Below are 23725 nucleotides of genomic sequence, written 5' to 3'. Positions count from 1 at the left end.
GCCATCCGCGTCATTTGGTGGTCTGAACTGCGGTTTTGGGTGACTTTGGCGGATCGGTGCTGCGTCACCGGTGTGTCGTCACCTGCGTCACCGGGTGACGCAGGTGACGCGGAATGACGCAGAGCGAGCCGTCTGCGTCACCGCTGTTGGCGCAGGTCAGCGGCCGTTTTCAGGGCTGCATGACGCGGGTGACGCAGTGTCTTCCTACCTAAGACAAAGAAGGAGCTGTCTGTAGTAGTTGGGTGCGCCCTACAGAGCGAAGAAGGAGCCGCTGCGCGGCGCGACCTTTGGGCGGCGTTCCGCCGAACAGCAAAAGGAGCACGCCCCGCGGCTGGTGCTCCTCTTGATGTTCGCTTGAGCGCGGCTCGCGGGTCAGAACGCCCGGGTCTGCTCGCGCGGGGCCGGGGGAAGTGTGCGGGTCATTTCGAGGTAGCGGCCCGCTTTGGTGCGGCCCGCGTCGACCACGACGCGCCGGGCGGCGAGCGTCGGTTGGAGGCGCTTGAGGCGGTCTGAGAGGACCTTTCCGGTAGTCGGCCACCCCTTGGGCAACGGACGGCACTCGTCGCCGCTGTAGAGGCGGCTGAGGCAGGCAAGCCACTCAGTGGACGTCATTCGCTGCGCCGCCCCGGGCTCGATGGACTCAGCATGCAGGAGGACGGTCTGCGCGAGGAGATCCCCTTCGATCACGTCGTCGTTCAGATCATCGAGACTCGCCCGGTACGCGGGGAGGGCCCCGAGGCCGGTTGCCGCGTCGAACTGCGCGCACAGGTGGGCGAAGTCCGCCATGCGCAGGTCGGTGGGGGTTTCCGCTTCCATGGCGCGGACCTTGACTGTCAGGTCCAGGAGGGAGCCGAGGACCACGGGCAGGACCTCCGCGTAGTCCGCCCACAGGTTGGCCTCAGTGCGCCGAACCTTGGGCCGCTCCAACCGCAGGGGCAGGAGCCGGTCGGCGAGGTCGGGGCGGATGACGCCGACGTCGATGCCGGTCAGGAGCAGGGGCCGGCGGTAGCCGACGCGGAAGACGTCCCCGTCGGTGAACAGGGCCCGCTTGACGCTCTCGGCCCCGGTCACGATGCAGCACATCGCGTCGGACAGGTCCGGCGTCACGTGGGAGAGGTTGTCCAGTGCGGTGACCCATCCCGCCGCGACTGCTGCGATCAGGCTTTCCTCATCCTTCGGTGCCCGGCGCAGGTCCCCGCTCATGCCCTCGATGATCCGGGTGAGCATCCGCCCCCCGGTCGACTTGCCCGCGCCCTGCGGGCCGGTGAGGAACGGCGCGGGCACCGGCACGGACGGACCGAGACAGCCGATGAGCCACACGATGGCCAGGCACTCGGTCTCCGCCGTGGCGAAGTTACACAACCGCATGAGCAGGTCGATGCCCTTGCCGTCGGTGTCTTTGACCGGCAGCGGGAGTTCCCCGGTGAGCTGCGTGCGCCGCCAGCAGACTTCGCGCGGGTCGGGGGTGAGGATGTCCCAGCCGGTGGGGTGGATGCGGACGGACTGTCCGTCATCGCGTCCCAGGTCCAGCCACGTCGCGCCGTCGAATCCGGGAGCTACGCGGATGTGGACCGGTTGGACGTCCTCGGTGAGAGCGAGCGCTTCGATCAAGTCCAAAGCCTCCTTAAGCGCGGACCCGTTGAACGCGCCGCGTCCATCCCTATACAGGCCGACCATGAGTTCCTGTCGATGGCTGCCCGTGGTGCCCTGGGAGCGGATGGGCCGGGCCACGGGGTGGCCCTTCTTCTGCGCGTAAACGGTCCCGTCGGCGGTGCGGAAGTAGCGGAAGTGCTCCTGCGCGTAGTCCGCGATGACCTCGCGGGCGGGAGTCTTGTCGTCCTCAGACATGGGTCAGTCCCAACGTGGTCAGGGCGTTGGTCCACGCGTCCGTGCAGTGCCGGGCCGATTCGCCCTTGGCCTGCGCCGCGGTGAACAGCCGCGCGGTGTGCGCCTCGGTGAGACAGCCGCACCGGCCGTGTGTCGACAGCACGGCGAGGAAGGTCCGGTAGACGGTGGCGTGCACTGCTTCCCGGGCCTCGGTGATGCGCTGTTCCGCCATGGCGATGCCGCGATCCAGATAGGCGGGCGTGCGGTGTGGGCAGGCTCCATCCCCGACCAGTGCGGGCACCGTGGCGGCTGCCAACCGGACCGGGGCAGGTTCCTTCACGATCAGCGTCCGCACGGCGTTCGGCAGGGCTGTGATGGTGCCGGTTCCGGGGCCGATCCAACGGGCGTAGGCCATGGTGGACTTGATGTCCACGCCGGGCCGGACGCCGTTGGCGGACTGCATCGGCCCCCGGTAGATCCAGTGCTCGCCACGGGTGGTGGACACGGTCTTCGTGGGAGGCAGGGTCGTGCGTGCCCACCTCACGGCGTCGATGTCGTCCAGGTCCACGACCGTCAGCCAGGCTCCGCCCGGGTGATAGGCGACCGCGCTCGCCCGCAGCCATGCGTGCTGCCAGACGCCGGACTGGATCACGTCTGGGTCCGTGGTTGCGGCGGCCCATGCGTGGCACGGGCCGGGGCAGGTGCACGGCCCGGAAGTCTTCATGTTCGGCCGGCCGCCGCATGCGTTGTCGGTGCAGCGGCGGCAGTTGCCGAACGGCACTTTCCCCGCTCGTAACGGCAGGACCGGGATGCCGTCGGCCGCGAGGCGGAGGGCGGTTCGCAGGTGTTCCCGTGAGGTGTGCTCTCGCGGGATGGTGGTGGGTTGGGTCATGCTGGGTGACTCCAGTTCGCTAATGGACGTGCTGGATTGGCGGCGGCCCCGGTTCTTGGCGGAAGGGGGCCGCCGTTGTCGTTCGGTCAGGCGGGAGTGCTCAGGCCGCTTCCTGGCCGGGCAGGAGCATGCCGTCGTCGTTCTTGCGGACGTCTCCGGAGGCGGTGAGAACTTTGATTTCGCGGGAGACGGTGCCCTTGTTGATGCCGGTGGCGTCGGTGACATCCCGCAGGGTGCGGGCACCCTCGTGCACGGCCCGCAGGACCCGATCACGGTTGGTTTCCGCGCTCGCGGACACCGGGCCGTCCGGGGTGGCCGACTCCTTGACCAGACGCAGCGGGCTCGCGGCAGGCTGGGACGATCCGCGCTTCCAATTGGGCCGGTCGGGCAGGGCGATCACATCGGCCGGGGAGAACGCGCGTGTGGTGATCGGGTGGGGTTTGGCCTTGGGCCCGAAGCGGAGCATTGCCACGCCGGGCATGGGCAGTTCGTGTGCGTGCCATCCCTTTTCCGTGGCGTCCTCGCCGAAGACCACGCGGGACTCACCGGAGGTGGACAGTGCGAGCGCGGCCCGGTAGGTGATCTGCGCGCTGATCTGCGGGTCGATGCCGCCGTTGCGGTCCATGGTCGGCTTCTGCGTCGCCCAGATCAGGATGATTTCGGCGGCGCGGGCCATGCGGGCCAAGGTGCGCAGGTTCTCCATGATCCGGCCCCATTCCGGGTCACCCGGGTCTTCCTTGGTGGGCCGTGCGCGGGATGTTGCGGCCATGGAGATGACCTCCGCGCCCTCGTCCACGAAGACTGTGATCCGGGGCCGCTCGGCACTGATGGCGATCACATCCTGGCCGCGCGGGATGAGCGCCAAACGCTCGTGCATCTCCGCGACCAGTTCATCGGTCACCTCCAGCACCTCATCCAGCGTGATGGCGGTGCGGGCGCGATGTTGCCAGTTCATGGCCTCCACCCGCTTGGGGTCGATGACGACCAGGCGGTGATCCGGAGCTTCAGAGCCTTCCGCGAGCAGGGCCCGCGCCGACCAGGACTTGCCCGATCCGGAGGTGCCCGCGATCAGCATCCGTCGCCCGAGTGGCACGAACACCGACTCACCGGTGATCGTGTCGACGCCCCACGGTGCCCCGGGCTGCCAGCCGGTCAGGTCGATGCCGTCGGCCGCGCTGCGGGTCCGCAGCGTGATCGTGGCGCGGTCCCCGTGGCTGCCGGAAGTGATCTCCATGCGCAGGTCGGTCCGCGCCCCAAGCAAGGCCCTGATCTCGTCCGCCTTCGCGCGGAACGTCTTCGGCGTCCACCGGCCGTCCAACCGGACGTGCGAGACGAGTCCGGCCGGGGTGAGCTTGGCCGGGGTCGGCACGGTGCCGGACAAGCCGCGGGCGTCCGCGTGCTGAACCCAAAACGACGGATCGAGCCGGGCCGCCAGGCGCCGTTCCTCCGCGCTCATCCCGTCATCGAGGCGCACCGACGGCTGACGACGCCCCAGCCACAGACCGGCGATGTTCAGTCCGATCAGCCCGGCGGACACGGACGCCGGCCACACGGTGAGCGCGTGCGTGGCCTCCGTCATCAGCCACGACGCCAGGCCACCCGGCACCGCGTGCGCGGCGTGCATCTGCACCGCGCGAGCGGTGAGAGTTGCCGGGTAGTTCTTCCGCGCCACCTTCATCACCGACCGCGCCTGACTGTGATGCTGCCGGGCGGCCTTGTCAGCCGTGCGCGCGGCCCGACGGTTCGCGGAGAACGGGTTGGTGGACGCCTTGCGTGCCGCGCTGCGCTGATTGCGCGCCATCGCGGCCGTGGAGCGGGCGGAGTTGTGCTCGCGCTGCGCCGCCATGAGCGCTTTCAGGTTCTCCGGGCTCCGCAGTAACGTCCGGCGCTCCGCCTCACGGTCCCAGCGGGCCGCGAACGGCGCGCACACCGGCGAGAGCGCGTCCAACGCGCCGTTGGTGGTGTTGACGGTGGTCGACCATGCTTGTTTCCAGTCCACGAAAGGGTCCTCCAAGACCGTGGATGAGGGCCGGTGCGCCGTTGCGTGGCGTCACCGGCCCGCCTGGTTGCAGGGGGGGCGCGGCTGTCGGTTGCGTCGACAGGACCGGTTGACCCCCTGCAACCACTTCTGACCTGCGAAGTTGCAGAGTTGAGCGGTGGGGAGGGGTGGGGGCCCTACGCGCACGCGCGCGTAGAGCGCCGGAAAATAGGGCTTTGCAACCCCCTCGTGGGGCCCTGAACTGCCGTTCACGGCCCGGGGGTCTGGACCCACACGCGAGGGGGGTCCGGGGCCCTGCGGGTCGCCCAGGGATTCCGCCCGTGCGGCCAGGGTGGGTGCTGCCGCGATGGCTAATCGCCAAGCCGCCTACCGAGGCTCGCCGTATGCTCCTGTCTTCTGTGACCAGGTGCCCACCACCCCCGGAGAGAGGTATGACGTGATTACGCCAGATGTGATCCCGAATGTGACCGACGAGCGCCTGTGCTGGCTCGTCCTTCGCGACGAACTCAGCAAGCGGAGCAGCAAGCGGGGCTTCCTCGGATGGTTCGGTGCGCTCATTACCCGCAATGTCGAGGGTGCCGAGATCAGCGGAGTTGAGCGACGCGGGCGGCGGTCGGAGAGAATGACCCACTACTCGATCGCTGTGGACGCCTCTGCACAGAAGCTGTCTGCGGAAGAGCGCCAGCACTTGCGGACCACCGCTCAAGTGCCCGACTGGTTCAGGCCGGACGTTCAGCGGCGATACGAGGAGATCCGCAAGCGCCGTTGACGCCGTATTCGGCGCCACTGGACCTCAGCGTTCGCGGCGCAGGCGTTTGGCGGCGGCCTTTCCGTCGGTGCCGCCGACCGAGCGGACGATGGTGACCACCCCCCAGACCAGAACGGCGGCGAGGAAGGCGAGCAGCGCGAGGTTCGCGGCGATGGCGGTCAGGGCGGCGACGAGCAGTGGGCCGAAGTAGACGCCGGCCGCGACCGCCCCGGCACCGACCCCGGAACCGAGCGCCACGCGCTGAACGGTGCGGTCCGGAGGTGCCTGGTGGATGTGGACGACCTGCGGGCCGGTCATCTGTTGAACCGGGAGCGCGGTGGGGTCGGCGTAGACGTGCTGGCCGTCGGGGAGCTGGACGACGGTCAACGGGCGGTGTGCGGGGAGGTGTTCCATGACGCACCCTCCGGGGCGTTGTCGGGGAAAGCGCAGGTGGGGCACATGCCGAGCGAGGTGGGGATGACGTATCCCGCATCGCGGCGGCACTCGGGGCAGATGCGGCGGGCCGTGTTGGCTTTCGCCAGAGCCGCCCACCGGGCCGGGGTCATCGGCCGGACCGGCTTGGCGCGGTCGACGCGGTAGAGGTGGGCGACCAGCGGGCCCCGTCGGCGGCGCGGGCGTTCGAGCGTCGCGGCCACGTCCTGACCACCGGGCCGCAGCCCGGCGGCGCGGAGTTGGCGGCGGGTGGCGTAGCCGTCGGGGGCGAGGTGCCACCAGTAGACGGGCAGGGTGCTCATGCCGCCCCGCGGCGGCCGGCGCGGCGTCCTGCGACCGATCCGAGGATCTTGCCGAGCCGGGCCCGGCGGGGGCCGCCCCGGCTTGAGCGTTTCGCCGCGTACATCGCCTCATCCGCGCGCCGCAGCAGCGCGGACAGTTCGTCGCCGGGGTGGTCGGCGGCCCGCACCCAGCCCAGAGACACGCTGGTGTGGACGTCGGGCGCGGTGTCGACGGGCCGGGCGAGGATGCGGGCGAGGGTGTGGAACCGGTCGGCGGCGGTGCCGTCGCGGTCGATGAGCACGGCGGCGAATTCGTCGCCCCCGAGCCGTCCCACGACCCCGCCGGGGCCAGCGCCGTGGGCGAGGCGTGCGGCGACCGCAGCGAGCAGGGCGTCACCTGCGGCGTGGCCGTGAGTGTCGTTGATCTGCTTGAAGTGGTCGACGTCCGCCAGCACAACGACCGCACGCGGGTTGCGCAGCAGGCGGCGGGCCCGGCGGGTGAACGCGTCCCGTGTCCACAACCCGGTGAGCGGGTCGCGGCGGGCCGTGTTCAGCCTGCCGTGCAGCCATCGGGCGTGCGCCACCCATCCGAGGACGGGCGGCGCGGCCGTTAAGAGCGCGGGAAGGGCGTTCACGAAGCCACCGCCGCGGTGGGGGTGGCGCGTTCGGCGAGCAGGGCGTCCCGCAGCTTGCGCGCGTTCGCCGGGGAGGTGTGCAGGGTCCGGCGGATGCCCTCCCCAGTTACCTCCTGATCGGTCAAAGCGGCGGTCGCCTTGCGGGCCTCGGTCATCAGTTGCTCGAAGGTGCGCCGGGTGCGGGGCGTCTTCGCTGCGTCCGGTACCCGCCCGGTCGCGCGGGGCGGCCGGGTCGATTTTGCCGGGACCGGTCGGGCGGGCGCCGACTCGATCGGGACCGGCTTCACGGCCGGGGCAACAGCAGGCAACGGCTTTGCGCCGGTGCCCGACTTGCCGAGGTCGACCGGCGCCGGATCGGGCACGTCAAACCGTGTCAGCACGATCGTGGGCGCGGTCGATACAGACAGGTCAGAGGTAGACCGTTCTCGACCATTTTCGGCTGAATTCTCAGCATTTTTGATCGGGGTGGGATCGAGTGCGGTAGGGGTGAACATCGCGGCGAGTGCAGCGTCCGCGCCGGTCGTGACGCGTTCGCGCTGGACGTCCAGCAGCCTCGATCCGAGCGCGGCGTCTCCGGTCCCGATCTGTCGGGCGAGTCGCCACGACGTGCGGTCGGAGCGCTTGCGGGCGCCCTTGCTGGGGTGGTTGGCGGCGCGGGCCCGGTGGTAGGCGAGGGACCGGACCACGGCCGCCGATCGGCGTTCGGCTTCCGCGTCGTGGCCGCTGGTGTGGACGACGATGCGGCGCGCCAGGAACGCGGCGCCTTCTGCGGAGACGCACATGCCCATCGGGGTCACGGCGTAGATGACGGTGTGACCGGCATCCGAGCCTGCGGTTGCGGCCATCACTGACGCGGCGGCCGGCAGGGCCCACAGTCCGAGGCGGATCGTGTGGGGCGAGGACTGTCCCAGCATCGTCAGGCCGAGCAGGACCAGAGCGAGCACGGCCGTGGCGCCCTCACCGGCGGCGACCGCACCGAGCGCGGTCCCCCGCCCGTAGGCGGCACTGATGTTGCTGAACGTCCCCGCACCACCCGCCACACCGGTGGCGACCATCGGGACGAACGCGGCCGTCAGCACGACCTTTTGCGCCCGGCTCAACGGCCGGCGGGAGACAGCACTGCTCATGCCGCACCGCCCACCGCGTCGGTGGTGCGGTTGGCGAGGACGCGGTACTCGGCGAGAACCCGAGCGAGAGCCCGCCGTACGCGGCGGGTGTCGACCTCGTTCGGGGTGTGGTCCATGGCGATGATCTGCGCGTCGATCAGGTCGACGTCCGCCAGGATCAGCGGCAGTTCCAACTCGATCGCGTCCAGCTCCGCATCCGTCGGCTCGTTCCAGTCGGCGAACGCGGTAACGGCTTCCTGAACAGTGACGATGGGGTTCATTGGGTCGTGTTCTCCCTAGTCGGTGGTACGGCCCGAAGCGGCCCCGGTGCTCCAACACCGGGGCCGCGCCGTTGCGGGGTGGTGGTGCGAGTCAGCCGCGCTCCTTCTTGCTGCTGCGGCCGTAGGCGTGGTTCAGCTCCGCCGTGACGTCCTTGCACTGGCCGGACGCGATGCGGGCGTAGACCTGCTGGCCCTTCTGGACGTCCTCCGGGGTGGTCAGGTCGGACGGCTGCTGCGACTTCCTGCCGGACATGCGGGTCTCCTGACGTGTCGTGGGTGCGGGCCTGGCCGGACTGTCGGCCCCGGCTCCCTGCCACCCCGCCCGTACGACCGCAAGGGCCGGACGGGCGAGGGAGGCAACCGGCCGCAGTGAGCTGCGGTGGCAGAGACCGGTTTCACCGGAACCTCCCTTGCGAGGCGGTCCGGTCCCGAGCGGCGATCGGGCGCGTCATCGTCACTGCTCTGACGCCAGCAGGGCGGCGCACACCGGGTGGCAGACCCAAGGGCTGACCTCCCGTTGAGGAAGGGATGATCCCGAGAGCTGTTCTCCAGAGCCGGTGCGCGGGGAAGTGGCCGCCGGCGGCCATCACCCGGGCCGTTGCGGGGACGGGACTTACACCCCGTCATTTGGACACTCTGTTCAGTTCTCAAGGAACGATCACTCCCCAGCAGGCGCGGTAACCCCTGGTCAGGGGGCTCCGATCCCTCGCGGGACCGGACCTGCTGGGCATGCTGAGCAACCCGAAGAAGGCCCCAACCTGGCCAACTTGGCTAGCCCGATCGGAATGACATCAACGTAGCCATCCTGGCTAGCCATGCCAACACTTGGCTGTCCTGACTGCCTTGATGGGTCGATTGGGCCGTAGCATTGGGGCATGACCTTCACGCCTGAGCCGTTGGACCCGGACGACAGTCGGCCGCCGTATGAACAGGTGGCGAGCAGCCTCGGCGCGGCCATCCGCACGAAGAGGCTGGCTCCCGGTGAAAGGCTGCCCTCGCACAGCAAGCTGACTGAGCTGTATGGATTCGCCCGAGCGACGATTCAGAGGGCCCTTCGCGACCTTGAAGACGATGGGCTTGTCGTATCCCGTAAGGGGAGCGGGGTGTATGTCAGGAATCGGACTGAGCGACCTGCTGGTCTCCGCCCGTATGTGGAGCAAGCTTTCACAAGCCCGAATGTCTCCATCGACTTCGCTGGATTCTCAAGTGAGACCTTGCACGCTGCATTGCAGGACCCAATCGACAAAATTCGAGTAGGTCGCCTCACCCCAGGCAGCATCAAAATCCGTATCCTGGTACCGGACATGACGGTGCCTCAAGCTGCCCCAGTACGGAAAAGTGATGGGGAAGACGATCCTCGCCTTCGCATGCGCATGCACGACTTGATGGTCGGATTCACCCGAGGAATCGCCAATCAGGTGCATGAACTCAGCCTGCTTGGACTAGTGCCGGAAACGAATGTCTCAGTACGTGTTCATAGCGGAACACAGTTCTTCAAGCTCTACGTAATCAACGAGGAAGACGCATTCTTCGGGTACTATCCGATTCGACCTAATAAGGTAGTTGTGCAGGGTACTCCAATCGAGATTTTTGACCTCATTGGGCCGGATGCGACATTGTTTCATTACTCGATAAATGAGGGTGAAACCTCTAGCGGGGCCCAGCAGGTCGATCAGGCCAGAATGTGGTTTGATAGCGTGTGGACCACGATTGGAAGGGACTTCAATCCCGATGGCGAGTAGGAGTGTGGCGGACATCATCAAGGCCACTCGAAGCGTCTTGTTTGATTTCGATGGGCCCGTCTGTGAAGTATTCTCTGGGATTCCCGCTTCAGAAGTCGCCAGAACCCTAGTCGATGTGATGCGAGAGTTCGATGTGGAACTCTCGAAAAAGATGGAGGGGATGGATTTCATGGACGCCCTCCGCGTCTCGCCTCAAGCCGGAGAGCACGCCCTGAGGGCTGTAGAAGACCGACTGGTTGAGGCTGAAATTGCGGCGGTGAAAGCCGCAGATGGGCCTACTCTGGGAAGCGTCGCATCGATCGAGGCAGCCAGGACATCCGGTCGGGACGTGGCGATCGTCAGCAATAACTCCCCTCAGTGCGTTAGGGAATTTCTTGCGGCCCATAACCTAACCTCGTTGGTGCAAGAGGTTGTAGGGCGCCCTACTTATCAGCCCCACAGGATGAAGCCGTCGCCGTACATGCTCCGGATGACCGCTTCTCGGCTGGGCGTCACCCCGCAAGAGTGCACACTGGTGGGGGACTCGGTGACTGATATAGAAGCAGCCATTTCGGCGGGGTCCATGTCTATCGGATACGCCAATCGTCCCGGCAAGGAGATTTCGCTTGCAGGAGCCGGGGCTGACGCAGTAATAGGTTCTATGGACGTTCTAACGCGCGCACTCAAAGACGGATCGCCTGTGTAGCGCCTGCTCGACCTCGGAACTTCGGACGAGCGTCATATCATGAGCGAGCTGTTCGGTCCGATCCCTGTTCCCGCCTGACTCGTGCTTTATGTCCTGGCGACGAAGCCTTCGCCATCGTCGCCCGTCGCCGGCGGGCTCCGGATGAAGCATGCCGCTGCCTCCTGCATGAACTTATCGCGCGGCAGAGGTGGCACCGGCATCGCTAGCTTGGACGCTCTTGGGGGGCGCCACGACGTGATTGAGCGTTGGCTGATGGCTTATAGGGCTTCCTTGCGTAGCCAATCCGTCAGGCGGCACGCGAGCCCTAGTGCCCCACCGCTCCCTCAAGATCGGACCGCCCATGTCCTCACCCATCGCACCGGCCCGCCCAGGTACCAACGGAAGCGCCGGAGTGTCCCCCGAGTCCCTCACGATCCCGCTCTTCTCTCCGCTGCTTGAGCAGCTTCTGAAAGCGATCACCATTGGGGTCCAGCAGGATCTCGCGGTGCTCAAGGCTGTCCCTGACGAGAAGAGGTTTGACCAGTTGGTCGTAAGGCTCAATAGCCTCACTGCGACCGGCGTTCTGAGCCAGGATGACGCCGCGACGCTGGAAGATGTGGCCGGTGGCAAGGTGGCCGCGACCGCGCTTCCCCCTACCCTCAACCCCGACGGTTCGCCGTCGCTGTGTGGGGTTCTCGGCTCGACGTTCATGGCCCCCACTGCCCCTAACATTAGCGGGGCGGGCATCCTCACCGTCGGCTTGGCTGCGGCCGGGGGTGCTGCAATCGGCGGCGGGCTCGCCGGTCCTGTGGGTGCCGTCGTCGGAGCTGCCCTGGGTGGCTCGATTGCATCCTCCGCGGTGGTGTAGCGGGTTCCGCGATCGCGACCAACCGGGGCGCAGTCACGGCGCCCCGGTTGGTCGCGCTGCCCATGGATTGCCACGAAGCCGCTGGGGACGGGCCGACACGGCTCTGGCGTCCGTCCCGACTCGCTAGCCTCCGGCCCCGTGGAGCCGTTACGGCCTACGCGTCGGATACGCAACCTCGGTAGTCCCTCCCGCGGGCTCCATCGATTCAAGCAAGGATGGGCCGACACTCACGCGTTGAGACCGCGGGCTCGGAGCCTATGTGCGCGCCTAGTGGACCGGGTTCGGGTGCTGTCTCCCTCGTTCCGCCGCAGGTGCCCCGATGACGCCATTCGCCGGACCGCGCTCGCCGCAAATCTACTGGCTCGTGACTGGCGCCGCCGCACAGGCGACGCCCACCGCGAAGCTGGGCCGTCTGTGGGCCGTCAGACGGGAACCAGCAACAGCCACCAACCACCAACAGCGACCCCAAACCGCCAGCTCACCGGCCAGGCTCGCGGTGACGTCGCACCTCGCCGAACCGGGCATTCAATACCAGCGCATCTGACCAAGTGACGAGTTCGCTGTTCGAGACGGTCACCGTCTCGCTACGCTCAGTGTGTGCGAAGGGGGCGGTATGACGGGTGTTGAGATCGCGATCGGGTACGTGTTCGCGTGGGCGGTAGGCAAGGCGCGCCGGGTGGCGGGGCGGGCGGATGCCGAGGTGGATCTGGCGCTCGACGGCGCGATGGACCGCGTGCACGGTGTGGTGGCCCGGCGGCTGGGCAATGATCCGGAGCTGGAGCGGCTGGAGGCGGAGGCGGCGGCCGGTCAGGACGAGCCGAGCGCGCTGACCCGGCAGCGGGTCGAGGAGGCTGTTTCCCGGGCCGTGGGTGAGGACGCCGACTTCGCCCGGGAGCTGGAGGAAGCGGTATCCGCGGTGCGGGAGGCCGCGAAGGCGGCGGGCGGCGCGGTGGCCGGGGCCTACGGGCTGGCCGTGAGCGGTGACCTGTCGGTGAAAGCGGAAGGAGGGTCCTTCGCGGCGGGCGTGGCCAACATCCAGAACGGGGTGCACCTGGGAAACCCTCCCCAGCCGGGGACGGACCGGCCCTGACCGGACCCGGCGGAACGGACGCCCCGCAGCCGGGCGTACAGGCAAGCAACGGATCACTGGCCGCGCATGCTTTCCGGGCCGACAACGTCTACTTCGGTGCTTCCCGGTCCGCGCCCGAACCGGTTGCGGTCACAGTGGCGCCGCCGTTGGGCCTGCGCGATCCACGGCGCCCGCTACGGGGTCGCGAGGTGCTGATCGAGCGGGTGGAGTCGGCGCTGTCCGTACCGGACAGTCCGGCAGCGCAGGTGCTGTGCGGGCTGGGCGGTTCGGGCAAGACCGCGATCGCCCTGGAGCTGGCGCGCGGGTGGTCGGGCCGTGGGCGGCAGGTGTGGTGGGTCGACGCCCGGCAGGGCAGCACGCTGGAGGCGGGTCTGCGGGCGGTGGCCCGGCAGGCCGACGCCTCCGAGGATCAGTTGCGGGCCGGGGACACCGCCGATGTGCTGTGGTCGTGTCTGGCCCGGTACGAGCGGCCGTGGCTGCTGGTGGTGGACAACGCCGACGATCCGGCGCTGCTGGACGGTCCCGGGAGACTGAGCGAGGGCACCGGGTGGATCCGGCCTCCCGCCACCGGCCGGGGCGGCGTCCTGGTCACCACCCGCGACAGCACCCCGCAGACCTGGGGCGGCGCCTGCGCCCTGCACCCGGTACGCCCGCTGACCGGCGAGAACATCACGGACGCCGCGCGGATCCTGCACGACCACGCGGGCGATGCGGCCGGCTCCTTCGACGACGCCCAGCGCCTGGCGCGGCGGCTGGGCGGCCTTCCCCTGGCCCTGCGCCTGGCCGGCACCTACCTCGCCGACGCCAACCACGTGCCGGTCCCCTACCGCGAGCCGGACGTGCCCATGGATTTCCGCTCCTACCAGGCCGCGCTGGACCGGGGCCTTGAACGCGTGGACCCGGGCAGTGTCATCGACCAGACCTGGGCCATGTCCCTGAAGCTGCTGGAGCAGCGCGGTATGCCGCGGGCCCGGCCCCTGCTGCGGTTGATCGCCACCTTCGCCGACGCCCCGCTGCCCTACACCCTGCTCCTTACCCCGGAAACGCTGGCTGGTGCCGGGGAGCTGGCGGAGCTCGACGGGCCCGGCGTGTGGAGCCTGCTCACCGCCCTGGCCGGGCTCGGCCTGGTGGACCTCCAGCCCGCGACCGGTTCCGACGCGCTGCCCGCACTGCGCGTGCACCCTCTGGTCCGGGACGCCAGCCGCGATCACACAGCACTCGGCACCGCTGTCCAAGCGCTGCACAGCGCGGCATTTGCGGAGGAGACGGGGATACCAGAAGAGTCAGATCGCTGGGAGCACTGGGCCTTCCTGCAGCCCCATGCCTTTGATCTCTTTCACCGTGCCGCGGGTAGCGAACCGTCCGATCAGACGATCGCGGCAGCCACAGCGGCTAATTTCGCAGCGCGCCATTTGCGCGCCAAAGGCTTGTACAGGCAGGCTCGCGGAGAGTTGGAGGCCATCCTCGCCCACCAACGCGTCGTCCTCGGCGATACCCACCCGGATACTCTCTCCACCCGGCACAGCCTCGCCGGGGTGCTGCAGGATCTGGGAGAGGTGGAGCAGGCCGGCAGCGAGTTGGAGGCCGTCCTCGCCCACGAGCGCGTGGCCCTCGGCGATACCCACCCGGATACTCTCATTACCCGGCACAACCTCGCCGGGGTGTTGCGGGATCTGGGAGAGGTGGAGCAGGCCCGCAGCGAGTTGGAGGGCGTCCTCGCCCACCAACACGTCGTCCTCGGCGATACCCATCCGAGCACTCTCACCACCCGGCACAGCCTCGCCGGGGTGCTGCAGGATCTGGGAGAGGTGGAGCAGGCCCGCAGCGAGTTGGAGGCCGTCCTCGCCCACGAGCGCGTGGCCCTCGGCGATACCCACCCGGAAACTCTCTACACCCGGCACAGCCTCGCCGGGGTGCTGCAGGATCTGGGAGAGGTGGAGCAGGCCCGCAGCGAGTACGAAGCCGTCCTCGCCCACCGACGCGTGGCCGTCGGCGATACCCATCCGAGCACTCTCACCACCCGGCACAACCTCGCCGGGGTGCTGCAGGATCTGGGAGAGGTGGAGCAGGCCCGCAGCGAGTACGAAGCCGTCCTCGCCCACCAGCACGTCGTCCTCGGCGATACCCATCCGAGCACTCTCACCACCCGGCACAACCTCGCCGGGGTGCTACAGGATCTGGGAGAGGTGGAGCAGGCCCGCAGCGAGTACGAAGCCGTCCTCGCCCACCGACGCGTGGCCCTCGGCGGCACCCACCCGGATACTCTCATTACCCGGCACAACCTCGCCGGGGTGCTGCAGGATCTGGGAGAGGTGGAGCAGGCCCGCAGCGAGTACGAAGCCGTCCTCGCCCACCGACGCGTGGCCCTCGGCGATACCCATCCGAGCACTCTCACCACCCGGCACAGCCTCGCCGGGGTGTTGCGGGATCTGGGAGAGGTGGAGCAGGCCCGCAGCGAGTACGAAGCCGTCCTCGCCCACGAGCGCGTGGCCCTCGGCGACACCCATCAGTGACCTGCTTGCCTACCGAAAAAGTACTGCCAACCAGCGGGCAACGACGGCCTGTGTGCCTGGTTCGGACATGGTGTGGGTCACGACGCGCGCAGTACAGATGCTCGAGCGCGGCTTCCAGCTCTACAAGGAGCGAGCGACCGCGCCTGCGTGACGGCCCCGGCACAGTCGGCTCCTGCGGCTACGCGGGGCCGTCTCTGGGCCGTCGAAGGGTGGCCCGGAGCGACCGACGACAACCAAAGACGACTGCCGGGTTGGCTGTCAGCGCTGCACAGGCACCGTGCGGGCGAGGTTGCCTCGGGGCCGCATCACTGCCTGCGCAACAAGAAGGCGGAGTGGGAGGAGTACCGCAGCGAGGTGACCGCGTTCGAGCTGCGGAAGAACCTGCCGGTGCTGTGACCCACGGTCGGGAACGGCGACGGGCCCGGATCGCTTCTCAGCGGTCCGGGCCCGTCGTGTGTGCTGCCTGGGGTGGCGTCAGGCGGTGGGGAATCCGCCCGCGTTGCGCACCTCGGACAGGGCCCGCTTGATGGTGACCTTCGCGAAGTAGCCGGCGCCGAAGAATATGCACTGGACGACGTACCAGAACTTCTCCGCACCGGTCATCTCGACCAGCCCGTACTCGCTCAGCGCCTTCTTCACCGGGACCTTCTGGAGGTAGGCGGCACCGAAGTAGATGCAACCCAGGACGTACCAGAACTTCTCCGCCGACGTGTTGGTGCCCTGACCGAGGTACTGCCGTTCTGCCATGACGCTCTCTGCCTTCCGATGACCGTGGGGTCCGGGGAACGCGCCGATCCGGTCCCTTGCGGGCAGCCCCGGGCGGCAGCCGCGCACAGGCATGGACGCCTGGAGGCATGCTGAAGCTCGAGTCGAGATGGCGTGGGTGATGCGCGTGTTCACGGTGCTGGTCGTCCTGCCGACCAGCCGCCCCCCGGATGCGCAAGCCGCAGCATAGGCCAAGTCGGCTTGATCGTCACCTGGATATGCCGAGGTCAGGAGCGTGATCCAGGGGCGAGTGGCGGGGAACTCTCCCACATTGGCGAGGGCGTGCGGCGCCGGGCCGTCACGACGTCCGCATTGCGTGCGATGTCATGTCCCCCTTCCGGCCCCTGTCCCACGCTCCCTCCGCCCCTCTCTCCCTCCCCCTCCCGCCCTTCCTCTCGCTCCCCTTGGGCCGTCGTACGACCCTCGGTGTCCTTCCGATGTCCAGGACGTCGCCGGGCGGAGAAGCTCCGGTCGTCGTCCGTCCTTCCCCACGAGGAGATCCCACCGTGCGCCGGCGCATCCGCCCCTCGCACCTTCGCAGGCCGGCGGCCTGGTCCTGGCCGCCCGCCGTCGCCGGGCCGACGCCGGGGTCTGACGGCCCCCGTCCGGCCCGGCGGACGTCCTAGCCCACGTACGCGGGTGACACGGCCGCGGTGCTGACGCGCCGCGGCTTTCCCGTGCCGTCGGACGGCAGCGTCCACAGGTCGGCGCCGTAGTCGCCTGGGAGGGCGTAGAGCAGGGTGTGGTCGTCGTGCCAGACCACCTGGTCGTCGACGCTGCGGGGCTCGGCGAGCGCCGTCTCGTGCCCGGTGCGCAGATCGAGGACGTACAGATGCCAGGGCGCGTCCTTGGGAAGGCCCTTGACGCGCTTCTTGTAGGCGACTCGGGTGCCGTCGGGGGAGAGGGACGGGCACTCGACGTCGGTGTGCACGGTGGTGACGGTGCGGGCGGTCAGGTCGCCGCGGACGAGGTAGGTCGTGCCGTGCGTGGCCATGGTGGCGTAGAACGTGCGGTCGTCGTCCGCGAACGTCACACCCCAGAAGTTGACGTCGGCCGAGCGGTAGGTCCTGCCGTCCTTCACCACCCGGTACGCCTCCAGCGACGGCGTCAGCCGCCCCGTACGGATGTCGACGATCGCCGCCCGGGTGGAGAAGTTCGTGCCCGCGTACGAGTCGCCGCCCACGAACGCCGTCCAGGCGGCGTACCGGCCGCTGGGCGAGACACGGGCCCGGGACGGGATGCCGGGCACGTCGTAGCGGGCACGGACCCGCAGGGCCGAGTCGAGGATCACCGCCCGGTAGGTGTCCTGGACCGCGCCGCGCACCGCCTGGAGGCACACCCCGGTGCCCGAAGCGGCGTAGAAGCGGAGGCACTTGACCTTGGACGCGGTGCGCGGCCCCGACGGGTCGGAGGCCGGGACGGACGTCAGCTCGTCGCGGTGCGGGCCCCACGCCATGTTCCGGAACACCAGTCGCCGGGAGCCGGTCAGGGAGACCGTCCCCGCGGTGATCCGGGGACCGCCCGGCTGTGCCTGGTTCCGGCGCTCCGCGCGGGCCGAGGCGTGCAGTACGGAGGCCGTCGCGACGCCCGCGAGGACGAGCAGCGCCGAGACCAGGACCAGGATGCGGTTCCGTGGCGTCATACGAGGCGGCCTTCCGGAAGGGTGCGGCGGACAGGGCGCAGGCTCAGGGAGAACAGCGCGCACAGGGCCAGCGCCACGGCGGACGCCATGAGCGCCGTACGGTCGCCCCACGCCGTCCAGGCCGCGCCGAAGGCGAGCGAGCAGACGAAACGCGCCAGTGCCTGACCCGTCTGGACCAGCGCGAGTCCGGACGAGCGGAGTTCCTCGGGCACGCTGTCCGAGGCGGCGGCCATGAGCACGCCGTCCGTCGCCGCGTAGAAGCCGCCGTGCAGGAACAGGACGGCGAACGGCAGCGCCGTACCGTGCCAGGACGTCAGCAGCAGGCCGTACGCGAGGAGCAGGGCGCCGTGGCCGGCCAGGAACACCCGCCACCGGCCGGCCCGGTCCGCGAGCCGGCCCAGCGGGACGGCCAGCAGCAGGAAGGCGGCGGCGGTGCCGACGGGCAGCAGCGCGAACCAGCGGTCCGGCACCCCGAGCCTGTGCTGGAGCAGCAGGAACATGAACGAGTCGCTGACCGTGGCGAGCCCGAGCAGGAGCGCGCACAGCGCGATTCCGCGCAACTCCGGGCGGCGCAGGAGCGCGAGGGCGGCGCCCAGGGTGGGGCGGGGCGCGGGCGGCGCCGCTCGTTCGGCGGGGGCGGCAGCTTCGGCGGGTGCGGGCGAGGGTGCGGCGGTGGGCTTGGCCGGTGTTTCCGGCACGGATATGGCCCGCGCCGCGGGTGTGTCCGCCGCGGACATGGCCTGCGCTGCGGGTGCTTCCGCTACGGACGCGGCCCGCTGGGCCGGTGCCACGGACACGGCCCGCGCCGCGGGTGTTTCCGGCACGGACACGGCCCGCGCCGCCGGTGCTTCCGCCGCGGACGCGGCCCGCTGGGCCGGTGTCTCCGTCACGGACGCGGCCCGTGCGTAGGGTGTCTCCGTCACGGACGTGACCCGTGCCGTCGGGCCGCCCGGTACGAACAGCACCAGCACCAGGACGCCCACCACGGCCACGCAGAAGCTCACCGTGAACACCGCGTCGTAGCCGTCGACGGTCGCCCGGAGGATCAGGAACGCGACGAGCGGGCCGAGCAGGGCGCCCGCCGTGTCCATCGCGCGATGGACGCCGAAGGCGCGGCCGCGGGTCGCGGGGCTGCTCGACAGGGAGATCAGGGCGTCGCGCGGGGCGGTGCGCAGGCCCTTGCCGGTGCGGTCGGCGGCGAGGACCAGGCCGATGGGGGTCAGGGTCTGGGCCACCAGGAGCAGCGGTTTGCAGGCGGCCGACAGGGCGTATCCGGCGCCCGCCACCCACTTGTGGCGCCCGCCGCCCCGGTCGGCGAGATGGCCCCCGGCCAGGCGGACCAGGGCCGAGAAGCCGTTGTAGATCCCGTCGAGGAGCCCGAAGCCGAGAGGGGACAGGCCGAGGCCCGCCACCAGGTACAGGGGCAGGACGGCCGTCACCATCTCCGAGGAGACGTCGGTGATCAGGCTGACCGTGCCGAGTGCCAGCACCGTGGGCCCGACCGCGGTGAGGCGCCGCCCGGCGCGGGGCCGGGCGGCGCTCTCCGCGGACGCCGCCGCTGTCTCCGGTGTACCGGCGCGGCTGTCCGCAAGGTACATGTCAGGACGTCCAGATGCCCGTGATGTCCTTGGCGGAGGCCGCGTTGCCGGCGTGCGAGAGGCCGTGCATGTCCTCCAGCGTGCGCAGCAGGTCGTAGTGGTTGTACGTGGTGGAGGACGAGGACCCGGCGGTCACCTGCTGGCCGTACAGCACCGTCGGGATCTTGTTGCCGGCGAGCCGGTTGTCCTCGTCGAAGGTGACGACGAGCAGGCTGTTGTGGGTCTTGGCCCAGGTGGCGTACGCGCCCAGGTTGTTCTTCAGCCAGGTGTCACCGGTGGACACCGAGCAGTCGTGCATGTCGCTGCACAGGTTCGGCACCACGAAGGAGACCTGCGGAAGCGTCGTGTAGTCCGTCGGGAACTGGGTGAAGGTCTTGGCGCTGGACGTCGGGACGTTGCCGAAGCCGAACCAGGGGTTGTGCTTGCGGGCGTAGTTCCCGCTGCTGCACGTGGTCGAGCCCTGGCTGGGCAGGGTCTCGTTGTAGCTGCCCCAGGTCTTGCCCGCGGCGATCAGCTCGGAGGCGAGGTTCGGGGCGGAGGAGAAGCCGGGCGTGTAGCAGCTGTCGTCCGTGATGCCCTGGGTGGACCCGGAGAACAGGGCGAAGTAGTTGGGCTGGCTCGGGTGCGTCTCGGCGTACGACTGGGAGAGGTTGGCCCCGCCGGTCTTGAGCGAGTTGATGTACGGGGCGCTGGAGGAGCCGATCACCTGGCTGTACGCGTGGTTCTCGAAGACCACGACGACGACGTGGTCCGGGGTCGGGACCGCGGCCGCGGCGTGCGCGGGAGCCGAGCCGGCGAAGCCCGTCCACAGCCCCACCGCTGCCGCGGTGAAGGCGAGGGCGGATGCCACGACGGCACGGCTGCGGGTGTACACGTTTCTGCCGGACACTTCAGACCTCCGGTGGGGGGGAGATACGACGGTGGCGGTGCGGACAGAGCATGCGCACGCCAACATTCCCGCGACCCACGCCCCTCAACCCGAGGGGTGAAGATCGGATGAACTGCTGCCGTCAGCGTTCGCGGGCCAGTTGGCCCAGCACCTGGTGCAACGGCTCCTTCGCCCGCCGGCGGTACTCCTGGATCGCCCACCCGTTTCCGTCCGGGTCCTTGAAATACATGAAGGTGGCCCCGTCCCGCGGGGCGAACGCGACCGGCTCGCTGACGTCGAGACCGCGGGCGGTCAGCTCCTCGTACGCCGCCGCGGCGTCCTGCACGCACAGCTGCATCCCGTGGTACGTCCCCGGCCGCGGCGTGCCCGTCGGGATCTCCAGCCCGTCGACGAGCGCGATCGAACACCCGGACCCGGGCGGCGTCAGCTGCACGATCCGCACTCCCTCCATCACCTCCCCGTCCAGGTCGACATGGAAGCCGACCTTGTCCCGGTAGAACTCCTTGGCCCGGTCCACGTCGGAGACCGGCAGCAGGATCACTTCGAGGGTCATGTCCATGGCTTGACTCCCTTGTCGTACGGCTCATGGCTCTGTCCACAGAAGCCCACACCGGTGCGGGGCGCCACCCTGGAGACCGGGGTTAGGCTCGCTTCGCACGACCTTGATCCGATGATCCGTGGAGTCCGATCCGACAGGAGGCCGGGATGACGGCGCCGGGGCGCAGAAGCAGTACCTTCACGCGGCTGCTGCGGCACGGCTTCACCGATCCGTCGGCGGCCGAGGGGCTCCTCCAGGGGCCCGAACTGGCACCCGTGCGGACCGACCCGGTGCTCCTGGACGCGCTGGGCGCCACGGCCGACCCCGACCTCGCCCTGCTCGGACTCGTCCGGCTCGTCGAGGCCCAGGACGGCCCGCCGGCCCAGCGGGAGCTCCTCGACACGCTGATCGCGGCCAAACCGCTGCGGGACCGGCTGCTCGGGGTGCTCGGAGCCTCCGCCGCGCTCGGCGACCATCTCGCCCGGCACCCGCACGACTGGCAGACCCTCGTCACCTACGAGGCGCGGGACCTGCATCCCGGGGTCCGGGAGTTCGAGCGGGGACTCGCGGATGCCGCCGACCCCGTCTCGCTGCGCGTCGCCTACCGCCGCTGCCTGCTCTCCATCGCCGCGCGCGACGTGTGCGGCACCACCGACCTGGCCCAGACCGCCGCCGAACTCGCCGACCTCGCCACCGCGACCCTGCGCGCCGCGCTCGCCATCGCCAGTGCGGCCGCGCCCGACGACGCCGCCCTGTGCCGGCTCGCCGTCATCGCGATGGGCAAGTGCGGGGGACACGAGCTGAACTACGTCTCCGACGTCGACGTGATCTTCGTCGGGGAGGGCACCGAGGGGGCCGACGAGGGGAAGGCCGTACAGGCGGCCACCCGCCTGGCCTCGCACATGATGCGGATCTGCTCGGAGACGACCGTCGAGGGCAGCATCTGGCCGGTCGACGCCAATCTGCGCCCCGAGGGACGCAACGGCCCCCTGGTGCGCACGCTCAGCAGCCATCTCGCCTACTACCAGCGGTGGGCCAAGACCTGGGAGTTCCAGGCGCTGCTCAAGGCCCGCCCGGTGGCCGGGGACCTGGAGCTGGGCGAGGAGTACGTCGCCACCCTGGCCCCGCTCGTGTGGCACGCCGCCGAGCGGGAGAACTTCGTCGCCGACGTGCAGAAGATGCGGCGCCGAGTCGTGGAGAACATCCCGGCCGCCGAGATCGAACGGGAGCTGAAGCTCGGCCCCGGCGGACTGCGGGACGTCGAATTCGCCGTACAGCTCCTGCAGTTGGTGCACGGCCGGGCCGACACGAGCGTGCGCAGCGGCACCACCCTGGACGCCCTGAAAGCACTCGCCGCGGGCGGATACGTGGGACGCGCCGACGCCGTACAGCTCGACGAGGCCTACCGCTTCCTGCGGTCGATGGAACACCGCATCCAGCTCTTCCGGCTGCGGCGCACCCATCTGGTGCCGACGGACGAGGCCGATCTGCGCCGGATCGGACGGTCGCTGGGGCTGCGCGTCGACCCGGTCAGGGAACTGAACCGGGAGTGGAAGCGGCACGCGGCCATGGTCCGGCGGCTGCACGAGAAGCTGTTCTACCGGCCGTTGCTCGACGCGGTCGCCCAACTGGCGCCGGGCGAGAGCCGGTTGAGCCCGGACGCGGCCAGGGAGCGGCTCGTCGCCCTCGGGTACGCCGATCCGGCGGCCGCCATGCGCCACCTTGAGGCGCTGGCCTCCGGGGTCAGTCGCAAGGCCGCCATCCAACGGACCCTGCTCCCCGTGCTGTTGGGCTGGTTCGCGGACTCCGCGGACCCCGACGCCGGTCTGCTGAACTTCCGCAAGGTGTCGGACGCGCTGGGCAAGACCCCGTGGTATCTGCGGCTGCTGAGGGACGAGGGCGCCGCCGCCGAGAACCTCGCGCGGGTGCTGTCGGCGGGCCGGCTCGCCCCCGACCTGCTGATGCGCGCGCCGGAGGCGGTGGCCCTGCTGGGCGACGGGGAGGGCGGCGGCCTGGAGCCGCGCGGCCGGGCCCAGCTCGAACAGGAGATCCTCGCCGCGGTGCGCCGGGCCGACGGCGGCGAGCAGGCCGTGACCGTCGCGCGCGGTGTCCGGCGCCGGGAGCTGTTCCGTATCGCCGCGACGGACATCGTCGCCAGCTACGGGACGGAGGAGACGCCGGCCGTCGCCGACCAGGGGGCGCTGGTCGACCTCGTCGGCGGTGCGGTCTCGGACCTGACGGCGGCGACGCTCGCGGGCACCCTGCGGGCCGTGGTGCGGGACGGCTGGGGCGACACGCTGCCGACCCGGTTCGCGGTGATCGGGATGGGCCGCTTCGGCGGCCACGAGCTCGGCTACGGCTCCGACGCGGACGTCCTCTTCGTGCACGAGCCCCGCGAGGGCGTGGACGAGCAGGAGGCCGCGCGGGCCGCGAACGCGGTGGTGTCCGAGATGCGGCGGCTGCTCCAGCTCCCCAGCGCGGATCCGCCGCTGCTGATCGACGCGGATCTGCGGCCCGAGGGGAAGTCCGGGCCGCTGGTACGGACCCTGAAGTCGTACGAGGCGTACTACCGGCGCTGGTCGCTGGTGTGGGAGTCGCAGGCGCTGCTGCGGGCGGAGGTCGTGGCCGGGGACGCGGACCTGGGGAGCAGGTTCATCGAGCTCGTCGCCCCGCTCAGGTATCCGGCGGAGGGACTGGGCGAGGAGGCCGTACGGGAGATCCGGCGGCTGAAGGCCCGGATGGAGTCGGAGCGGATGCCGCGCGGCGCCGACCCCACCCTGCACACCAAGCTGGGGCGCGGCGGTCTCTCCGACGTGGAGTGGACGGTCCAGCTCATCCAGCTCCGGCACGGCTGGGCCGAGCCGGGCCTCAGGACGACCCGGACCCGCCAGGCGCTGGCCGCGGCGAGCGCGGCGGACCTGCTGTCGACGGAGGACGCGGCGACGCTGGACGAGGCCTGGGTGCTGGCCACCCGGGTGCGCAACGCCGTGATGCTCGTCCGGGGCAGGGCCGGCGACACCTTCCCCTCGGACGGGCGGGAGCTGGCCGCTGTGGGCCGCTATCTCGGATACGACCCGGGGCACGTCGGGGACATGCTCGACGACTACCGGCGCACCACCCGGCGGGCCCGGGCCGTGGTGGACGAACTGTTCTACGGGTCGGCACCCGGAGGTCACTGAACGTGACCGCTGGGT

Annotated in this window: 21 protein-coding genes and 1 pseudogene; 8 read left to right on the top strand and 14 right to left on the bottom strand. The window is 70.0% G+C overall.

Translation table 11 applies throughout. The features are described 5' to 3' along the window. Positions 1 to 372: 372 nt before the first annotated feature. The 3 genes from ACIQ7M_RS13460 to ACIQ7M_RS13450 form a co-directional block, all read right to left on the bottom strand. On the bottom strand, positions 373 to 1848 hold the full coding sequence (locus tag ACIQ7M_RS13460) for an ATP-binding protein (RefSeq protein ID WP_403643232.1): 1476 nt from the start codon (positions 1846 to 1848) through the stop codon (positions 373 to 375). Next, positions 1841 to 2719, bottom strand: a complete 879-nt coding sequence (locus tag ACIQ7M_RS13455) for a bifunctional DNA primase/polymerase (protein WP_403643229.1) — start codon at positions 2717 to 2719, stop codon at positions 1841 to 1843. Before ACIQ7M_RS13455 ends, ACIQ7M_RS13460 begins: the two co-directional genes overlap by 8 nt. Positions 2720 to 2819: 100 nt before the next feature. After that, complete coding sequence (locus ACIQ7M_RS13450; RefSeq protein WP_403643226.1) at positions 2820 to 4718, bottom strand: FtsK/SpoIIIE domain-containing protein; 1899 nt, start codon at positions 4716 to 4718, stop codon at positions 2820 to 2822. Between the two features lie 406 nt (positions 4719 to 5124). Between ACIQ7M_RS13450 and ACIQ7M_RS13445 the strand changes: the two genes are divergently transcribed. Further along, complete coding sequence (locus ACIQ7M_RS13445; protein ID WP_403643223.1) at positions 5125 to 5487, top strand: hypothetical protein; 363 nt, start codon at positions 5125 to 5127, stop codon at positions 5485 to 5487. 24 nt (positions 5488 to 5511) lie between these two features. Here the strand turns inward: ACIQ7M_RS13445 and ACIQ7M_RS13440 are convergent, their stop codons facing one another. The 6 genes from ACIQ7M_RS13440 to ACIQ7M_RS13415 all read right to left on the bottom strand — a co-directional run bounded on the left by ACIQ7M_RS13440 (position 5512) and on the right by ACIQ7M_RS13415 (position 8475). Beyond that, the gene (locus ACIQ7M_RS13440; RefSeq protein WP_403643220.1) at positions 5512 to 5880 is read right to left on the bottom strand and encodes a DUF6251 family protein; all 369 of its coding nucleotides are present in this window, start codon (positions 5878 to 5880) and stop codon (positions 5512 to 5514) included. Then, entirely contained in the window at positions 5850 to 6221 is a 372-nt protein-coding gene (locus tag ACIQ7M_RS13435; protein WP_403643217.1) for an RRQRL motif-containing zinc-binding protein, read from the bottom strand. Before ACIQ7M_RS13435 ends, ACIQ7M_RS13440 begins: the two co-directional genes overlap by 31 nt. Continuing rightward, positions 6218 to 6835 (bottom strand): GGDEF domain-containing protein, encoded by a 618-nt coding sequence (locus tag ACIQ7M_RS13430; RefSeq protein ID WP_403643214.1) that lies wholly within the window; start codon positions 6833 to 6835, stop codon positions 6218 to 6220. The genes ACIQ7M_RS13435 and ACIQ7M_RS13430 overlap by 4 nt, the downstream gene beginning before the upstream one ends. Then, positions 6832 to 7962: a conjugal transfer protein gene (locus ACIQ7M_RS13425; RefSeq protein ID WP_403643211.1), complete on the bottom strand. Its 1131-nt coding sequence runs from the start codon at positions 7960 to 7962 to the stop codon at positions 6832 to 6834. Before ACIQ7M_RS13425 ends, ACIQ7M_RS13430 begins: the two co-directional genes overlap by 4 nt. After that, positions 7959 to 8222, bottom strand: coding sequence for a DUF6284 family protein (locus ACIQ7M_RS13420; RefSeq protein WP_403643208.1), 264 nt, complete (start codon positions 8220 to 8222; stop codon positions 7959 to 7961). The genes ACIQ7M_RS13425 and ACIQ7M_RS13420 overlap by 4 nt, the downstream gene beginning before the upstream one ends. Positions 8223 to 8313: 91 nt before the next feature. Then, entirely contained in the window at positions 8314 to 8475 is a 162-nt protein-coding gene (locus ACIQ7M_RS13415; protein ID WP_403643205.1) for a hypothetical protein, read from the bottom strand. Between the two features lie 622 nt (positions 8476 to 9097). On the opposite strand from ACIQ7M_RS13415, the gene ACIQ7M_RS13410 reads away from it, so the two are divergent. From ACIQ7M_RS13410 to ACIQ7M_RS13385, 6 genes and pseudogenes are all read left to right on the top strand, one after another. Further along, positions 9098 to 9964, top strand: coding sequence for a GntR family transcriptional regulator (locus tag ACIQ7M_RS13410; protein WP_403643202.1), 867 nt, complete (start codon positions 9098 to 9100; stop codon positions 9962 to 9964). Positions 9965 to 9968: 4 nt separating this feature from the next. Further along, positions 9969 to 10649, top strand: a complete 681-nt coding sequence (locus ACIQ7M_RS13405) for an HAD family hydrolase (RefSeq protein ID WP_403643199.1) — start codon at positions 9969 to 9971, stop codon at positions 10647 to 10649. Between the two features lie 391 nt (positions 10650 to 11040). Next, positions 11041 to 11496, top strand: coding sequence for a hypothetical protein (locus ACIQ7M_RS13400; RefSeq protein WP_403643196.1), 456 nt, complete (start codon positions 11041 to 11043; stop codon positions 11494 to 11496). A gap of 613 nt (positions 11497 to 12109) precedes the next feature. Next, positions 12110 to 12586, top strand: a complete 477-nt coding sequence (locus ACIQ7M_RS13395; RefSeq protein WP_403643193.1) for a hypothetical protein — start codon at positions 12110 to 12112, stop codon at positions 12584 to 12586. Between the two features lie 188 nt (positions 12587 to 12774). Continuing rightward, positions 12775 to 15099: a tetratricopeptide repeat protein gene (locus ACIQ7M_RS13390; RefSeq protein ID WP_403643190.1), complete on the top strand. Its 2325-nt coding sequence runs from the start codon at positions 12775 to 12777 to the stop codon at positions 15097 to 15099. Positions 15100 to 15411: 312 nt separating this feature from the next. Beyond that, positions 15412 to 15495, top strand: a pseudogene (locus ACIQ7M_RS13385) (glutamine synthetase); the annotation flags it as partial. Between the two features lie 78 nt (positions 15496 to 15573). Here ACIQ7M_RS13385 and ACIQ7M_RS13380 read toward each other — a convergent pair. The 5 genes from ACIQ7M_RS13380 to ACIQ7M_RS13360 form a co-directional block, all read right to left on the bottom strand. Continuing rightward, positions 15574 to 15846: a hypothetical protein gene (locus ACIQ7M_RS13380; RefSeq protein ID WP_355768878.1), complete on the bottom strand. Its 273-nt coding sequence runs from the start codon at positions 15844 to 15846 to the stop codon at positions 15574 to 15576. A gap of 640 nt (positions 15847 to 16486) precedes the next feature. Then, positions 16487 to 17506: a TolB family protein gene (locus tag ACIQ7M_RS13375; protein ID WP_403643187.1), complete on the bottom strand. Its 1020-nt coding sequence runs from the start codon at positions 17504 to 17506 to the stop codon at positions 16487 to 16489. After that, positions 17503 to 19104 (bottom strand): MFS transporter, encoded by a 1602-nt coding sequence (locus ACIQ7M_RS13370; RefSeq protein ID WP_403643184.1) that lies wholly within the window; start codon positions 19102 to 19104, stop codon positions 17503 to 17505. The genes ACIQ7M_RS13375 and ACIQ7M_RS13370 overlap by 4 nt, the downstream gene beginning before the upstream one ends. A gap of 1 nt (position 19105) precedes the next feature. Continuing rightward, positions 19106 to 19993, bottom strand: coding sequence for an alkaline phosphatase family protein (locus ACIQ7M_RS13365; RefSeq protein WP_355768869.1), 888 nt, complete (start codon positions 19991 to 19993; stop codon positions 19106 to 19108). A gap of 121 nt (positions 19994 to 20114) precedes the next feature. After that, on the bottom strand, positions 20115 to 20552 hold the full coding sequence (locus tag ACIQ7M_RS13360; RefSeq protein ID WP_403643181.1) for a VOC family protein: 438 nt from the start codon (positions 20550 to 20552) through the stop codon (positions 20115 to 20117). 146 nt (positions 20553 to 20698) lie between these two features. On the opposite strand from ACIQ7M_RS13360, the gene ACIQ7M_RS13355 reads away from it, so the two are divergent. Beyond that, positions 20699 to 23710, top strand: coding sequence for a bifunctional [glutamine synthetase] adenylyltransferase/[glutamine synthetase]-adenylyl-L-tyrosine phosphorylase (locus ACIQ7M_RS13355; protein WP_403643178.1), 3012 nt, complete (start codon positions 20699 to 20701; stop codon positions 23708 to 23710). Positions 23711 to 23725: the final 15 nt, after the last annotated feature.

It is taken from the genome of Streptomyces sp. NPDC096324, assembly GCF_044763015.1.
Classification (GTDB): Bacteria; Actinomycetota; Actinomycetes; order Streptomycetales; family Streptomycetaceae; genus Streptomyces.
This window is presented reverse-complemented; position numbering and strand designations above follow the sequence as displayed.

Bases quoted from the DNA above. Each gene is read 5' to 3' on its own strand.
- ACIQ7M_RS13460 (WP_403643232.1), bottom strand. From the start codon at position 1,848: ATGTCTGAGGACGACAAGACTCCCGCCCGCGAGGTCATCGCGGACTAC.
- ACIQ7M_RS13455 (WP_403643229.1), bottom strand. From the start codon at position 2,719: ATGACCCAACCCACCACCATCCCGCGAGAGCACACCTCACGGGAACAC.
- ACIQ7M_RS13440 (WP_403643220.1), bottom strand. From the start codon at position 5,880: ATGGAACACCTCCCCGCACACCGCCCGTTGACCGTCGTCCAGCTCCCC.
- ACIQ7M_RS13435 (WP_403643217.1), bottom strand. From the start codon at position 6,221: ATGAGCACCCTGCCCGTCTACTGGTGGCACCTCGCCCCCGACGGCTAC.
- ACIQ7M_RS13425 (WP_403643211.1), bottom strand. From the start codon at position 7,962: ATGAGCAGTGCTGTCTCCCGCCGGCCGTTGAGCCGGGCGCAAAAGGTC.
- ACIQ7M_RS13420 (WP_403643208.1), bottom strand. From the start codon at position 8,222: ATGAACCCCATCGTCACTGTTCAGGAAGCCGTTACCGCGTTCGCCGAC.
- ACIQ7M_RS13415 (WP_403643205.1), bottom strand. From the start codon at position 8,475: ATGTCCGGCAGGAAGTCGCAGCAGCCGTCCGACCTGACCACCCCGGAG.
- ACIQ7M_RS13410 (WP_403643202.1), top strand. From the start codon at position 9,098: ATGACCTTCACGCCTGAGCCGTTGGACCCGGACGACAGTCGGCCGCCG.
- ACIQ7M_RS13395 (WP_403643193.1), top strand. From the start codon at position 12,110: ATGACGGGTGTTGAGATCGCGATCGGGTACGTGTTCGCGTGGGCGGTA.
- ACIQ7M_RS13380 (WP_355768878.1), bottom strand. From the start codon at position 15,846: ATGGCAGAACGGCAGTACCTCGGTCAGGGCACCAACACGTCGGCGGAG.
- ACIQ7M_RS13375 (WP_403643187.1), bottom strand. From the start codon at position 17,506: ATGACGCCACGGAACCGCATCCTGGTCCTGGTCTCGGCGCTGCTCGTC.
- ACIQ7M_RS13370 (WP_403643184.1), bottom strand. From the start codon at position 19,104: ATGTACCTTGCGGACAGCCGCGCCGGTACACCGGAGACAGCGGCGGCG.
- ACIQ7M_RS13360 (WP_403643181.1), bottom strand. From the start codon at position 20,552: ATGGACATGACCCTCGAAGTGATCCTGCTGCCGGTCTCCGACGTGGAC.
- ACIQ7M_RS13355 (WP_403643178.1), top strand. From the start codon at position 20,699: ATGACGGCGCCGGGGCGCAGAAGCAGTACCTTCACGCGGCTGCTGCGG.